General features: G+C 70.5%; 12 protein-coding genes. 7 read left to right on the forward strand and 5 right to left on the reverse strand.

The genetic code is table 11. The features are described from left to right. Positions 1-176: 176 nt before the first annotated feature. From AQJ64_RS26800 to AQJ64_RS26810, 3 genes are all read right to left on the reverse strand, one after another. Positions 177-1,166, reverse strand: coding sequence for an aldo/keto reductase (locus tag AQJ64_RS26800; protein WP_055632502.1), 990 nt, complete (start codon positions 1,164-1,166; stop codon positions 177-179). A gap of 48 nt (positions 1,167-1,214) precedes the next feature. Beyond that, the gene (locus AQJ64_RS26805; protein WP_055632501.1) at positions 1,215-1,811 is read right to left on the reverse strand and encodes a Uma2 family endonuclease; all 597 of its coding nucleotides are present in this window, start codon (positions 1,809-1,811) and stop codon (positions 1,215-1,217) included. Positions 1,812-1,916: 105 nt separating this feature from the next. Then, positions 1,917-2,591, reverse strand: a complete 675-nt coding sequence (locus tag AQJ64_RS26810; protein ID WP_055632500.1) for a GDSL-type esterase/lipase family protein — start codon at positions 2,589-2,591, stop codon at positions 1,917-1,919. 89 nt (positions 2,592-2,680) lie between these two features. On the opposite strand from AQJ64_RS26810, the gene AQJ64_RS26815 reads away from it, so the two are divergent. From AQJ64_RS26815 to AQJ64_RS26825, 3 genes are all read left to right on the forward strand, one after another. Continuing rightward, positions 2,681-3,676, forward strand: a complete 996-nt coding sequence (locus AQJ64_RS26815; protein ID WP_055632499.1) for a TolB-like translocation protein — start codon at positions 2,681-2,683, stop codon at positions 3,674-3,676. Positions 3,677-3,827: 151 nt separating this feature from the next. After that, positions 3,828-4,385: a hypothetical protein gene (locus tag AQJ64_RS26820; RefSeq protein WP_055632498.1), complete on the forward strand. Its 558-nt coding sequence runs from the start codon at positions 3,828-3,830 to the stop codon at positions 4,383-4,385. Between the two features lie 150 nt (positions 4,386-4,535). Further along, positions 4,536-6,068 carry a cellulase family glycosylhydrolase gene (locus tag AQJ64_RS26825; RefSeq protein ID WP_055632497.1) on the forward strand — a complete coding sequence of 511 codons (1,533 nt, stop codon included), beginning with the start codon at positions 4,536-4,538 and terminating at the stop codon, positions 6,066-6,068. A gap of 172 nt (positions 6,069-6,240) precedes the next feature. On the opposite strand, the gene AQJ64_RS26830 is transcribed toward AQJ64_RS26825, so the two are convergent. After that, a complete protein-coding gene (locus tag AQJ64_RS26830; RefSeq protein WP_055632496.1) occupies positions 6,241-6,729 on the reverse strand; it encodes a hypothetical protein in 489 nt (162 codons plus the stop codon). 255 nt (positions 6,730-6,984) lie between these two features. Here AQJ64_RS26830 and AQJ64_RS26835 point away from each other — a divergent pair, with 255 nt between their 5' ends. Continuing rightward, positions 6,985-8,586, forward strand: a complete 1,602-nt coding sequence (locus AQJ64_RS26835; protein WP_055632495.1) for an alpha/beta hydrolase — start codon at positions 6,985-6,987, stop codon at positions 8,584-8,586. A gap of 147 nt (positions 8,587-8,733) precedes the next feature. Continuing rightward, on the forward strand, positions 8,734-9,117 hold the full coding sequence (gcvH, locus tag AQJ64_RS26840; protein WP_055632494.1) for a glycine cleavage system protein GcvH: 384 nt from the start codon (positions 8,734-8,736) through the stop codon (positions 9,115-9,117). Positions 9,118-9,182: 65 nt separating this feature from the next. Here the strand turns inward: gcvH and serC are convergent, their stop codons facing one another. Next, a complete protein-coding gene (serC, locus tag AQJ64_RS26845; RefSeq protein ID WP_055632493.1) occupies positions 9,183-10,301 on the reverse strand; it encodes a phosphoserine transaminase in 1,119 nt (372 codons plus the stop codon). Positions 10,302-10,395: 94 nt separating this feature from the next. On the opposite strand from serC, the gene AQJ64_RS26850 reads away from it, so the two are divergent. Then, a complete protein-coding gene (locus tag AQJ64_RS26850) occupies positions 10,396-13,338 on the forward strand; it encodes an FAD-binding and (Fe-S)-binding domain-containing protein (protein WP_244902691.1) in 2,943 nt (980 codons plus the stop codon). Between the two features lie 180 nt (positions 13,339-13,518). Further along, positions 13,519-13,644: a hypothetical protein gene (locus AQJ64_RS51805; protein ID WP_276206625.1), complete on the forward strand. Its 126-nt coding sequence runs from the start codon at positions 13,519-13,521 to the stop codon at positions 13,642-13,644. The last annotated feature ends 92 nt before the right edge of the window (positions 13,645-13,736 follow it).

The following is a 13,736-nucleotide window of genomic DNA, read 5'->3' on the forward strand; positions in this document are numbered from 1 at the left end:
CCCGGAACCGGATCATGGCCGGTGCGCTTGTGTTGATGTTCGTCGTCGTCGCGTTGGCCGCGGCGCTGGGGAGGTAGAGGCGAGGGGGCTGCACGTCGTTCGTCGGGTGCGGGCCCGTCGTGGCCGATCGCGCAGTTCCCCGCGCCCCTGAAAGCAAAAGCCGTAAGCCAGAGCCTCTACCAGGCGAAGGCCTCCGGAGACGGCCCCGGGCCCGGGAAGATCTCGTCCAGGCCCTCCAGCAGGTCCTCGCTCAGCTCCAGCCCGACCGCGCGGATCGCCGAGTCGAGCTGTTCCGCCGTACGCGGGCCGACGATCGGGCCGGTGACGCCGGGGCGGGTGAGGAGCCAGGCCAGGGCGGCCTCGCCGGGTTCCAGGCCGTGCTTCTCCAGCAGGTCCTCGTAGGCCTGGATCCGCGCCCGCTCGGTGGGGTCGGCCAGGGTGTCGGCGGCCCGTCCGGACGCCCGGCGCCCGCCCTCGACCTCCTTCTTGATCACCCCGCCCAGCAGCCCGCCGTGCAGCGGCGACCAGGGGATCACCCCGAGGCCGTAGTCCTGCGCGGCCGGGATGACCTCCATCTCGGCGCGGCGCTCGGCGAGGTTGTAGAGGCACTGCTCGCTGACCAGGCCGAAGGAGCCGCGCCGGGCCGCGGTCTCGTTGGCCTGGGCGATCTTGTAGCCTGGGAAGTTGCTGGATCCCGCGTAGAGGATCTTGCCCTGCTGGACCAGGACGTCGATCGCCTGCCAGATCTCCTCGAAGGGCGTGCTGCGGTCGATGTGGTGGAACTGGTAGAGATCGATGTAGTCGGTCTTCAGCCGCTTGAGGCTGGCGTCGACCGCGCGCCGGATGTTCACGGCGGACAGCTTGTCGTGGTTGGGCCAGGCCTCGCCGTCGGCGGCCATGTTGCCGTACACCTTGGTGGCGAGGACGACCTTGTCGCGCCGTTCGCCGCCCTTCGCGAACCAGTTGCCGATGATCGTCTCGGTACGGCCCTTGTTCTCACCCCAGCCATAGACATTGGCCGTATCAAAGAAGTTGATGCCCGCGCCGAGGGCCGAGTCCATGATCGCGTGGGAGTCGGCCTCGTCGGTCTGCGGGCCGAAGTTCATGGTGCCGAGGACGAGTCGGCTGACCTTGAGTCCGGTGCGTCCGAGCTGCGTGTACTTCATGGAACTCAAGCCAACGTCCTGGAGTGCGCTCCAGGCAAGGGCAATCGGTCAGTCGTGGGGGAAGTGGTCGGTCTTGAAGGTGAGACCAAGAGCGGTGGTGGTCATGTCCACAGTGGAGCCGTAAGCGACGCGGAGTTCGCTCCGGTAGTCGCCGTCCTTGGGTTCGGTGTAGACGGTGCACCTGCGCTTGTAGGGGTCGGCGATGAGGTACACCGGGATCTCGGCGACCGCGTAGGCCGTCTTCTTGGGGCCGTAGTCGTTGGGCGCTGTCCCCTTCGAGATGACCTCTCCGACGAACTCGATGTCCTTGTACCGCCAGCGGCCCTCTTCGTCCTTCGTCGCTCCCTCACGGAATTTGGCCACGTCGGGACAGAATCCGTTCAGATGGCCGGGGAAGTCGACGCGGACGTCCGAGAAGACCCGCGCCGACCGCCTTCCGAAGTGGTCCTCAAGGGCCCAGAGGATCTCGCGGATGGTTTCCCAGTGGATATCCCGCTGCGGAGTCATGAAGATGTTGCCCCCGACGATCTCAACCTTGTATCCCTCGGGGACGGGCAGTCGCTCAAGCCGCTCGAACCACTCGTCCAAGGGCTTGGTGTTCTCGTCGGCCATGTCGATCTCGATCCTGTCTTCCAGGACGGTCATCTGGCGCTCCTCCCCGGCGGTCCTCATGGATCAGAGCCGCCGCGCAGTACAACGATACGCACGGTGACAAGGTCACGGCTCGGCGTGCATATGCCGGACGGCTTTTCAGCCCTGGTACGCCCCGCCCAGCCCCCACCCCTGGTACATCGCCTCCGCGAAGGCCGCCGCCAGTTTGTGTTCGCCGGTCGCGTTCGGGTGGGTGCCGTCGTACGTGTCGGTGTGGATGTCCCAGGTGTCCGGGACCGAGGCCATGAGGATCGGGGAGGCGCTGTCGTCCAGGTCGGCGGCCGTCTTCGCCAGGAGTTCGTTGAAGGCGGTGACCTGCGCGGCGAAGGGCTCGTCGTTCGCCGCGCGGACGTTGGGGATCACCGGCAGCCAGACCATACGGATCCGCGGGTTGGCCGAGCGGGCCTCGGCCGCGAACGCGCGGGCGTTCTGGGCCGTCTGCTCCGCGTTCGTGTAGAAGCCGAGGTCGATCAGGCCGAGGGAGACGAGCAGGACGTCCGCCCGTGCGGCACGGACGGCGTCGGCGATCAGGGGGGCCATGTGCAGCCAGCCCTCGCCCCAGCCGGCCAGATGGGCGCGCGGGAAGCCGGGGTCGGCGTACGCGTGCGAGGTCGGGGCGTCCGCCGCCTTGTCGTAGAGCGTCTCGCGCGGGCCGACCAGCGTGAACGGGCCGCCGTACGTCGCGCACAGGTGGTGCCACATGCGGTAGCGCCACGTGTGTTCGCCCGCGCTTCCGATCGTCATCGAGTCGCCTACGGGCATGAACCTGAGCATCCGCTCATGATGAGGGATCAAGGCGTCCCCTGGCGTGTGAGACCGGCCACGACGACGGAACGCCCGGGCGGGATGGCAGGCTTGAGGGCATGCGCCGACCCTTCGCCGCCCGAGCCGGGGCCCTCCTCGCCGCCACCCTCCTCGTGGGCGCCTTCGCCGTGCCCGCCTCCGCCGCCGAGGGCGACGACGGCTTCACCGTCAAGGATCCGCGCATCACGGAGTCCAGCGGCCTCGCCGCCTCCCACCAGCACCCCGGCATCTACTGGACCCACAACGACCAGGACAGCGGCAGCTACCTCTACGCGGTCGACAGCAGCACCGGCGAGACCGTCGCGCGGATCACCCTGAGCGGGGTGGGCCTGCAGCGGGACGTCGAGGCCATCGCCATCGGGCCCGACAACCAGATCTACGTCGGTGACATCGGCGACAACGACGGCGTGACCTGGCCGTACGTATGGATCTACCGGCTGCCCGAGCCCAAGAAGCTCACCGACCAGACCATCCGCGCCACGCAGTACGTCGTGAAGTACACGGACGGGTCCCGTGACGCCGAGTCGATGATCGTCCACCCCAGGACCGGGCGCGTCTACATCATCGACAAGCACGAGGACGGCGGGCATCTCTACGAAGGGCCCGCCAAGCTGTCCGCCTCCGGTACGAACGTCTTCAAGCCCGTCGCCACCGTCGACCTGTGGGCCACCGACGCCGCCTTCTCCCCGGACGGCACCCAACTCGCCGTACGCGGCTACTTCGGCGGTATCCAGTACGACTGGAACGGCGGCGACCTCAAGCGCGAGGGCCGGCTCGACGTGCCGTTGCAGCGGCAGGGGGAGTCCCTCAGCTACTCCGCCGACGGCACCAAGCTGATGTACGGCAGCGAGGGCACCGGGAGCTCGGTGGTCGCCGAGGACGCGCCCGGCGGCGGGTCCGCCTCCAAGTCCCCTTCGGGGAAGGGTGGTTCGGACACCGCCTCCGACTCCTCCGGTTTCTCGGCGGCCACCGGGAGCGTCAAGTTCGGCGCCCTCGCCGTGGCCGTCGTCGTCGCCGTCTTCTTCGGCTTCCGGCGGCTGCTGCGCCGTAACTGAGTCTCCCGACCGCGGCTCCCGCGGTGCGGCGGCGTCACCCGTCCGCGCCGTACCGCGCGACAGGGGTCCGGCCGTCCGGTCAGGCTGAGGTGTCCCGCGGGACGGGGGCGGACTCGGAACGCGGTCCCGCCCTCACCCTTTGGGAGACCCGATGCGCGGTCATGCCGTGCGCGCCGCGAGAAAACGCGTCGCTCGTCAACTCTGTCTGCTCGTCGCCGCCCTGGCCCTGACGGTGCCGGTGGGCCTCGCCGCCGCGCCGCCGGCCGCAGCCGCCGCCGTTGGCTTCCCGGCCGTCCATGTGCGCACCGCGAACCTGGCGCTGAGCGGTCAGATCACGGGCGCCGACGAGAAGATCGACATCACCGGAAGCCTCTCCGTCACGGTCGTCACCAGAACGAACCCGGGCGGCGGCGGCACGGCCCGGATCATCAGCGCGCTGGGCCCCACGACCGGCGTGGGACGGACGACCGGCGGGCGGTATCTGTTCGTCGGGGCGGACAGCAACGTGGTCGCCTGGCCGCCGGATCCGGTCGCGCCGCTGATCGCCTCCCCGGCCTTCCTCCAGATCAACCCGTACGTGCCTCCCCACCCGATCGTCCCCCCGCACCCGATCAGCTTCCTGAAGGTCGGCGTGGTCGTCTCCTCGGACGGGGAGATCGACGACATCGTCGCGCTGCTCAACCTCATCGAGGATCCCGACAATCCCTGACCGGTGGTCCGACGGCGGCCCGGCATCGCGCCCGGTGCCGCCGTCCTCCTTGACGCGCTCATGCAGTGCCAGTTTCCTGGGTGGTGCGCGGTGTATGGGAGCGCTCCCATGAGTTCCGGGCCCGCGCCGCCCCCGAGAGGAAGCAACGTCATGTTCCGCAACCTCCGCAGAGCGCTGTGCGCCGCCGCCGCGGCCCTGCTGCTCCCCCTGGCGGCGGGCGCGCAGTCCGCCCAAGCAGCCCCGGCCACCGCCGTGGCGGCCGACGCCGGTGCCGGGTACTGGCACACCAGCGGCCGGCAGATCCTCGACGCGGCCGGGCAGCCGGTCCGGATCGCCGGGATCAACTGGTTCGGCTTCGAGACCGGCAACTACGTCGTCCACGGCCTGTGGTCCCGCGACTACAAGAGCATGATCGACCAGATGAAGTCGCTGGGCTACAACACGATCCGCATCCCGTACAGCGACGACATCTTCAAGAGCTCGACCGTGCCCAACAGCATCGACTTCAGCAGCGGCAAGAACGCGGACCTGCAAGGGCTCGGCCCGCTCGGAGTGCTGGACAGGATCGTCTCGTACGCCGGTCAGGACGGCCTCAAGGTGATCCTCGACCGGCACCGCCCGGACGCGGGCGGCCAGTCGGCCCTCTGGTACACCTCGGCCGTCCCCGAGTCGACCTGGATCGCCAACCTGAAGTCCCTGGCGGCCCGTTACGCGGGCCAGTCCACGGTCGTCGGCATCGACCTGCACAACGAGCCCCACGACCCCGCCTGCTGGGGCTGCGGCGACACCGCGACCGACTGGCGGCTGGCCGCCCAGCGCGCCGGGAACGCCGTCCTGTCCGTCAACCCCGACCTGCTGATCTTCGTCGAGGGCGTACAGACCTTCAACGGGGTCTCCGGCTGGTGGGGCGGGAACCTGATGGGGGTCGCGCAGTACCCGGTGCAGCTGAGCGTGGCGAACCGGGTCGTCTACTCGGCCCACGACTACGCCACCAGCGTGGCCCAGCAGAGCTGGTTCAGCGATCCGACGTTCCCCGCCAACATGCCGGGGATCTGGGACAAGTACTGGGGCTACATCTTCAAGCAGAACATCGCGCCCGTGTGGGTGGGGGAGTTCGGTACCACGCTGGCCTCGACGGTGGACCAGAAGTGGCTGACGGCGCTGGTGAGCTACCTGCGGCCGACGGCGACGTACGGCGCCGACTCCTTCCACTGGACGTTCTGGTCCTGGAACCCCAACTCCGGTGACACGGGAGGGATCCTCAAGGACGACTGGCAGACGGTGGACACCGTGAAGGACGGCTACCTGGCGAGCGTCAAGGCGCCGGGCTTCCCCGGAACCGGCACCGGCGGAGGCGGAGGCGGGGGAGGCGGCGGAAGCACGGCCGCCTGCTCCGCCGCCTACACGGTCACCAGCGACTGGGGCGGCGGCTTCAACGCCGAGGTGAAGGTGACCAACACCGGGACGACCGCGACCGGTTCCTGGAAGGTCACCTGGACCTGGAGCGGCGCCCAGCAGATCACGAACATCTGGAACGCGTCGTACACCCAGAGCGGGTCGACCGTGACCGCGGTGAACGCCTCCCACAACGGCACGATCGCGGCGGGCGCCTCGACGAGCTTCGGCTTCGGGGGCGCGCCCGGGGGCGGGGCGGTGCCCAGCGTGAGCTGCACGGCGACCTGAACGGCGGACGCCCGGCACCGAGGGCGCCGGGCGCCCCCTGGGGTCCCTCGTCCAGCCGGTGGCCGTGTCATCGGTCGAGGAGGCGTGACAGCCCCAGGTTCCAGCACTTCTCCTCGCGCGGCGGGGCCGGACGACAGCCCTCCTGGGGAGGGAGTTCGCCCGATCGCCCGCTTCAGCCCCGTACCGGCTTGAGCTGGTGGCCCGCTGCCTCCCGGCGTGGGCTGAGCATGCTCACCCCGTCGTAGTGACGGCCCCGGGTGTACAGGACGGGCGAGGCCACGAAGGTGACGAAGACGCCGATCACGCTGACCGGGAAGAGGACGGGGAGGGACTGGCCCTCGGGAAGCGTCTTGCCGCCCTCGTGGATCGCGTAGGCGAGGGCGGCCACGAAGAGGAGCACGGAGACCGCCGCGAGGGTGAGGAGAACGGCCTTGGTCCGGCCGGTCCGGGTCTCGTCGCGCACCTCGGCGAGCAACGAGGTCTCGCAGACCCCGCAGATGACCTCGACCGTCTGCTTGCCCGACTGCGGCCGGCGGACCCGCAGGAAGGTGTCGCGCCAGGTGATCGTGCGGGTGCGTGGCCGGATCAGGCCGCCGGTCACCCGGTCGCTGAGGATGTGCCGTACCGCGACCTGCACGGTGCCGGGTATGGGCCTGTTCATGTCCCCGCCGTCCCCTTTGGAGTGATCGTCAGTGTGCGGTGCGCGGCCACGGGGGTTCAACAGAGCGTGGGAGCCTTTGCCTTGACGTTGCGACAGCTTTCCGGTGCCGGTCGGACTCGCCGGCAGGCCTCCGGGCCAAATGAGTTCCAAATTTTTGGGCGAAAAGCTTCTTGCGGGCGTGCTTCTTCGGAAAGATCCCGCGAGGATCGTGAACTTTCCGGTCCTGCCGAACCCCCCATGCTGTGAAGGAACTTCATGAGAAGAAGCACCGCCGTGCTGTGCGGCGCGACCGTCGTCCTGGCCGGATCTCTCACCGCCGTCCCGGCCGAGGCCGCCTCGTCGCAGTCCGCGCAGCCAGCGGCCCAGGCGGCGAGGGTCACCTGGAAGAAGTGCGCGACGGACGACTACCCGACGCTCCAGTGCGCGTCGGTGAAGGTGCCGTTGAACTACGCCAAGCCGAACGGCCGGAAGATAACCCTGGCCCTGTCCCGCGTCCCGCACACCGCGCGCAAGTACCAGGGCCCGCTGCTGGTCAACCCCGGCGGCCCCGGCGGCAGCGGACTGACGCTCGCCGGGTTCGTGGCGTCCTCGCTGCCCAAGGCGGTCGCGTCGCAGTACGACGTCATCGGTTTCGACCCGCGCGGCGTCGGCAAGAGCAAGCCCGCCCTGGACTGCAAGCCGGGCTACTTCAACCCGGTCCGCCCGGACTCCGTGCCCAGCACCGCCGCGATCGAGAAGGCCAACCTCTCCCGCGCCAAGGCCTTCGCCAAGGCCTGCGGCACCAAGTACGCGGACGTCCTGCCGTACATCGACACGGTCAGCGCCGTGAAGGACATGGACCGGATCCGCAAGGCGCTCGGCGCCAAGAAGATCAACTACTTCGGCTACTCGTACGGCACCTACCTGGGCCAGGTCTACGCCAAGCTCTTCCCGACCCGGGTGCGCCGGCTGGTCCTGGACTCGATCGTCGACCCCGGCGGGGTCTGGTACGGGGCCAACATCTCCCAGGACTACGCCTTCGACGCCCGCCACAAGGCGCTGATGGCGTGGATCGCCAAGTACAACGGCACGTACAAGCTCGGCACCGACCCGGCCGCGATCGAGGCCAAGTGGTACGCGATGCGGGCCGAACTCGCCACGAAGCCGGCCGGCGGCGAGGTGGGGGCCTCCGAGCTGGAGGACATCTTCATCCCCGGCGGCTACTACAACGGCTACTGGCCCACCCTCGCCGAGGCGTTCGCCGCCTATGTCAACGACAAGGACGCCACCCCGCTGGTCAAGGCGTACGAGGGCATCGCGGCCATCGACGCCTCCGGTGACAACGGCTACAGCGTCTACACCGCCGTGCAGTGCCGTGACGTCTCCTGGCCCCGCGACTGGAAGCAGTGGCGCGAGGACAACTGGGCCGTGTACTCCAAGGCCCCGTTCATGGCCTGGAACAACGCCTGGTACAACGCGCCGTGCGCCTACTGGCCCACGAAGACGCTCAAGCCGGTGAACGTCGCCAACAGCAAGCTCCCGCCGGTCCTGCTGTTCCAGGCGACGAACGACGCGGCCACCCCGTACCAGGGCGGTGTCGCCGTCCACCGTCTGCTCAAGCACTCCAGCCTGGTGGTCGAGCAGGGCGGCGGCAACCACGGCATCACGCTGAGCGGCAACGCCTGCCTGGACAAGTACCTCGTCAAGTACCTCACCGACGGCACGGTGCCGCGCGGCAGCGGCACGGCCGACGCGGTCTGCAAGAAGACGGCCGACCCCAAGCCGGAGGCCACGACGCAGTCCGCCCTGACCGCGGACCGGTCGGCCGGCGCGACGTCCGCCGACACCCTGCACACCCTGGTCGGCGTCCGCGGCTGAGCGACGCACGACCGAGAAGGGCGCCCGGTGTCCGCCGGGCGCCCTTCCCCTGTCGGAGGACAGGACGCACCGCCCGAAATGCGAGGATATGCACATCGGTGGGGTCACGCTGTTCCCGAGCGCACCGAGACCGCCGAAGGAGCAGACATGACCCACGTGCCCGCCGACCTCCGCTACACCGACGAACACGAGTGGGTGAGCACCGGGTCCGACGGCATCGTCACCGTCGGCATCACCGACCACGCGCAGAAGTCGCTCGGTGACATCGTCTTCTTCGAGCTGCCGGACGTGGGCAGGAAGGTCGAGGTGGGCGACTCCGTCGGCACGGTGGAGTCGGTCAAGTCGGTGTCCGAGCTGTTCAGCCCGGCGGAGGGGGAGGTCGTCGAGGTCAACCCCGACGTCGTGGACTCCCCCGAGGACGTGAACAGCGACCCGTACGGGACGTGGCTCTACAGGATCAGGCCCGCGTCGAAGGACTCGTCCAACGGGCTGCTCGACGCCAAGGCGTACCAGCAGCTCATCGGCGAGTAGCGAACGCCGAGGGGCGCCCCGCGGTGATCCGCCGGGCGCCCCTCACGATCATGGAGAAGCGGTGATCAGAGCTTCTCGATCACATAGTCGATGCACTGCGTGAGCGCCTCGACGTCCGCCGGGTCGACCGCCGGGAACATCGCGACGCGCAGCTGGTTGCGGCCGAGCTTGCGGTAGGGCTCGGTGTCGACGATCCCGTTGGCGCGCAGCACCTTGGCGATCGCGGCGGCGTCGATCTCGTCCGCGAAGTCGATCGTGCCGATGACCTGCGAGCGCTTGGCCGGGTCGGTGACGAACGGCGTCGCGTGCTTCGACTCCTCGGCCCAGGTGTACAGGCGGGTCGAGGAGTCCTTGGTGCGGCCGGTGGAGAAGGCGAGACCGCCCTGGCCGTTGATCCACTCCAGCTGTTCGTTCAGCAGGAAGAGGGTGGCGAGCGCCGGGGTGTTGTACGTCTGGTTCTTGCGCGAGTTGTCGATCGCCGTGGGGAGCGAGAAGAACTCCGGGATGTGGCGGCCGGACGCGTGGATCCGCTCGGCGCGCTCGATCGCCGCCGGGGAGAACACGCCGATCCACAGACCGCCGTCGGAGGCGAAGGACTTCTGCGGGGCGAAGTAGTAGACGTCCGTCTCGGCGATGTCGACCGGGAGGCCGCCGGCGCCGGAGGTGGCGTCCACCAGGACCAGCGCGCCCTCGTCGGCGCCCTGGACGCGCTTCAGCGGGGCCGCGACACCCGTCGACGTCTCGTTGTGCGTGAAGGCGTACACGTCCGCGCCCGCCTCGGCCCGCGGCTCGGGGTGCGTGCCGGGGTCGGAGGAGACGACGGTGGGCTCCGCCAGCCACGGGGCGAGCTTGGCCGCCTTCGCGAACTTCGACGAGAACTCACCGAACGTGAGGTGCTGCGACTTGTTCTCGATCAGCCCGTGGGTCGCGACGTCCCAGAACGCGGTGGAGCCGCCGTTGCCGAGGATCACCTCGTAGCCCTCGGGGAGGGAGAACAGCTCGGAGATGCCCTCGCGCACCTTGCCGACCAGGTTCTTCACCGGAGCCTGGCGGTGGGAGGTGCCGAGGAGGGAGGTGCCGGTGGCGGCGAGGGCGTCCAGCGCCTCCGTCCGCACCTTGGAGGGGCCCGCGCCGAAACGTCCGTCGGCGGGCTTGATGTCAGAGGGAATCTGGATCTCAGCCACGCAGGGAGGTTAGCCGGTGCGGGAAACCTCGGCGAAACCTCGTCCGTCGGGTGAGACGGTGTTTTCCAGCAGGTGGGCTGATTGGGTGGACGGCATGGACGGCATGGACGGCACGACAGAGCTCGAGGCCGAGCTGCGCAAGGTCGTCGGAGGTGACGTCGGCTTCGACGTCACCTCCCGCGCCCTGGTCACCATGGACGCGTCCAACTACCGGCGGGTCCCGCTGGGTGTCGTCGCCCCCCGGGACGCCGACGACGTGAGCGCCGTCCTGGTGGTGTGCCGCGCCCACGGTGTGCCGGTCGTCGCGCGCGGCGGCGGCACGTCGATCGCCGGGCAGGCCACCGGTACGGGGGTGGTGCTGGACTTCACCCGGCACATGAACCGGGTGCTCGCCCTGGACCCGCAGGCGCGCACCGCCGTCGTGCAGCCCGGGCTGGTCCTCGACCGGCTCCAGGAGGCCGCCGCCCCGCACGGGCTGTGCTTCGGGCCCGACCCGGCCACACACAGCCGCTGCACCCTCGGCGGGATGATCGGCAACAACTCCTGCGGCGCGCACTCGGTGGCGTGGGGGACGACCGCGGACAGTGTGCGCGAGCTGGACGTCGTCACCGCGCGCGGGCGGCGGCTGCGGCTCGGCCAGGGCTGGTCCGGGGCGCCCGACGGGCTGCGGGAGCTGGTCGAGGGCGAGCTGGCGCGGCTGCGGACCGGCTTCCCCGAGCTGCCCCGCCGGATCTCCGGGTACGCGCTGGACGCGCTGCTGCCCGAGAAGGGCACCGACGTCGCCCGCTCCTTCTGCGGCTCGGAGGGCACGCTCGGTGTGCTCACGGAGGCGGTCGTCCGGCTCGTCGAGGCGCCACGCGCGCGTGCGCTCGCGGTGCTCGGGTACGGCGACGAGGGCGCCGCCGCCGAGGCCGCGGCCGGTCTGCTCCCGTATCGGCCGCTGACGGTCGAGGGTATGGCGGCCGACCTGGTCCCGCCGACGGCGGGGCTGCCCCGCGGGGGTGCCTGGCTGTTCGTGGAGACCGGCGGGGAGTCGGAGGGCGAGGCACGCGCGCGTGCGGAGACGATCGTGCGGGCCGCCTCGGACACCGTCGATGCGCTGGTCGTCACCGACCCGGCCGCCCAGCGCGCCCTGTGGCGCGTCCGCGAGGACGCGAGCGGCACGGCGACGCGGATGCCCGACGGTTCCGAGGCCTGGCCCGGCTGGGAGGACTGCGCGGTGCCGCCCGCCCGCCTCGGCGCCTATCTGCGCGACTTCCGGGCGCTGCTCGCCGCGCACGGGCTGCGCGGGACGCCGTACGGCCATTTCGGCGACGGCTGCATCCACGTCCGGATCGACTTCGACCTGCTGACCGGGCCGGGCGTCGCGCGCTTCCGCCGTTTCTCCGAGGAGCTCGCCGACCTGGTCGTCGCCCATGGCGGCTCGCTGTCCGGGGAGCACGGCGACGGGCAGGCGCGGGCCGAACTGCTGCCGAGGATGTACGGCCCCGATCTGGTCGCCCTGTTCGAGCGGGCCAAGGGTGTGTGGGACCCCGACGACCTGCTCAACCCCGGCATGCTGGTCCGCCCCGCGCCGCTGGACTCCGGGCTGCGCTTCGCCGTGCTGCCCCGCGAACCGCTGCCGGTCGTCTTCGGCTACCCGTCCGACGGCGGTGACTTCTCGGCCGCCGTACGCCGCTGTGTGGGCGTCGCCAAGTGCCGTACGACGGCGGCGACCGGGCCCGCCGTGATGTGCCCGTCGTTCCGTGTGACGGGCGAGGAGGCGCACTCCACGCGCGGGCGTGCCCGACTGCTGCACGAGATGCTCGCCGGCGAGGTGGTGACCGACGGATGGCGGTCGGCCGAGGTCCGCGACGCCCTGGACCTGTGCCTGTCCTGCAAGGGCTGCCGCTCCGACTGCCCGGTCGGCGTCGACATGGCCACCTACAAGGCGGAGTTCCTGCACCACCACTACGCGGGCCGGCGCCGTCCCGCCGCCCACTACGCGCTGGGCCGGCTGCCGCAGTGGCTGCGCTGGGCGTCGCGCACGCGCGCGAGTCGGCTCGTGAACGCCCTCGCGCGCGTGCGGCCCCTGGCGTGGGCGGCGAAACGGGCGGCCGGGATCGCGCCGGAGCGGGCGATCCCGCCGCTGGCCCGGGAGACGTTCACCCGGTGGTGGGGGCGGCTTCTGGTGGCGCGGGCGCGGGCGGAGGCGGCTGGGCTCCAGGACGACGAACGCCGGCCGGGCGGGCCCCGGCCGGCGGTCTTCCTCTGGCCGGACACCTTCACCGAGCACCTCTCCCCGTCCGTCGGCAAGGCGGCCGTACGGGTCCTGGAGGCGGCGGGCCTGGACGTGCTCACTCCGCCCGCTCACCGGTGGACGAGGGCGGCCGTCGGCGACGGGGTGTCGTACGTCTTCAACCCGCTCACGGCGAGGCGCGGCCGCGTGTGCTGCGGACTGACATACGTCTCCACGGGCCAGCTGGACCGGGCACGGGAGGTCATGCGGCGCACCCTGGACCTGCTGGAGCCGTTCCTGACGCGGGAGGAGCCGACGCGGGTGGCGTTCGTCGTCCTGGAGCCCAGCTGTGCCGCCGCCCTGCGGACGGACCTGCCCGAGCTGCTGCCCGACGACCCGCGCGCACCGCGGCTCGCGGCGCGGGTGGTGACCTTCGCCCAGGCGCTGGAGCGGTACGCGCCCGGCTGGGCGCCGCCCCGGCTGGACCGTCCGGTCGTCGGCCAGACCCACTGCCATCAGCACGCGGTGCTCGGCGACGCCCCCGACCGGCGGCTGCGCGAGGCCGCCGGACTCACCGGCGAACTGAGCGGCGGCTGTTGCGGCCTCGCGGGCAACTTCGGCTTCGAGAAAGGCCACTTCGAGGTGTCGGCCGCGTGCGCGGAGGAGCAACTGCTGCCCGCCGTACGGCAGTCCCCGCCCGGCACGGTCGTCCTCGCCGACGGCTACTCCTGCCGCACCCAGCTCGACCAGCTGGCCGGGGTGCAGGCCCGGCACCTGGCGGAGGTGCTGGCGGACGCGCTCGATGACGATTCTCGATGACGATCAAGGATCCACGGCTTGCTCAAGCAACTGCCAGCTTCTCCCAGGGTATTCACAGCGCACCTTTGCTCTTTTTGCCGTTCGTGGAGATGAGGAGCGTGTAAGTTTCTCGATGTCGGGAGCCGGACGCGGAAAGCCCGAAACGACGAAAGCACAGCGCAATCCCCGCAAGGAGTTGGAATGAGCTTCAAGAAGCTTGCCCCGCTGCCCCCCAAGCCCAAGTCGAAGCAGCTCCCGCCCCCGCCGAAGCCCAAGCCGAAGAAGAAGCTCAAGCCGATTCCGCCGGTGCCGGGCCAGGACGGCTGAGCCCACGCCGACACGCTGAAAAGGGGCCGACGGTGCACCGTCGGCCCCTTTCCCTTCGAAAATCAGGCGGGAAATCAGGGGGCTTTTTCAAG

This window comes from Streptomyces griseoruber (assembly GCF_001514205.1).
GTDB lineage: Bacteria > Actinomycetota > Actinomycetes > Streptomycetales > Streptomycetaceae > Streptomyces > Streptomyces griseoruber.

Bases quoted from the DNA above. Each gene is read 5' to 3' on its own strand.
- AQJ64_RS26830 (WP_055632496.1), bottom strand. From the start codon at position 6,729: ATGAACAGGCCCATACCCGGCACCGTGCAGGTCGCGGTACGGCACATC.
- AQJ64_RS26805 (WP_055632501.1), bottom strand. From the start codon at position 1,811: ATGACCGTCCTGGAAGACAGGATCGAGATCGACATGGCCGACGAGAAC.
- AQJ64_RS26850 (WP_244902691.1), top strand. From the start codon at position 10,396: ATGGACGGCATGGACGGCACGACAGAGCTCGAGGCCGAGCTGCGCAAG.
- AQJ64_RS26835 (WP_055632495.1), top strand. From the start codon at position 6,985: ATGAGAAGAAGCACCGCCGTGCTGTGCGGCGCGACCGTCGTCCTGGCC.
- AQJ64_RS26820 (WP_055632498.1), top strand. From the start codon at position 3,828: ATGCGCGGTCATGCCGTGCGCGCCGCGAGAAAACGCGTCGCTCGTCAA.
- AQJ64_RS26815 (WP_055632499.1), top strand. From the start codon at position 2,681: ATGCGCCGACCCTTCGCCGCCCGAGCCGGGGCCCTCCTCGCCGCCACC.
- AQJ64_RS26810 (WP_055632500.1), bottom strand. From the start codon at position 2,591: ATGCTCAGGTTCATGCCCGTAGGCGACTCGATGACGATCGGAAGCGCG.
- AQJ64_RS51805 (WP_276206625.1), top strand. From the start codon at position 13,519: ATGAGCTTCAAGAAGCTTGCCCCGCTGCCCCCCAAGCCCAAGTCGAAG.
- AQJ64_RS26800 (WP_055632502.1), bottom strand. From the start codon at position 1,166: ATGAAGTACACGCAGCTCGGACGCACCGGACTCAAGGTCAGCCGACTC.
- AQJ64_RS26825 (WP_055632497.1), top strand. From the start codon at position 4,536: ATGTTCCGCAACCTCCGCAGAGCGCTGTGCGCCGCCGCCGCGGCCCTG.
- gcvH (WP_055632494.1), top strand. From the start codon at position 8,734: ATGACCCACGTGCCCGCCGACCTCCGCTACACCGACGAACACGAGTGG.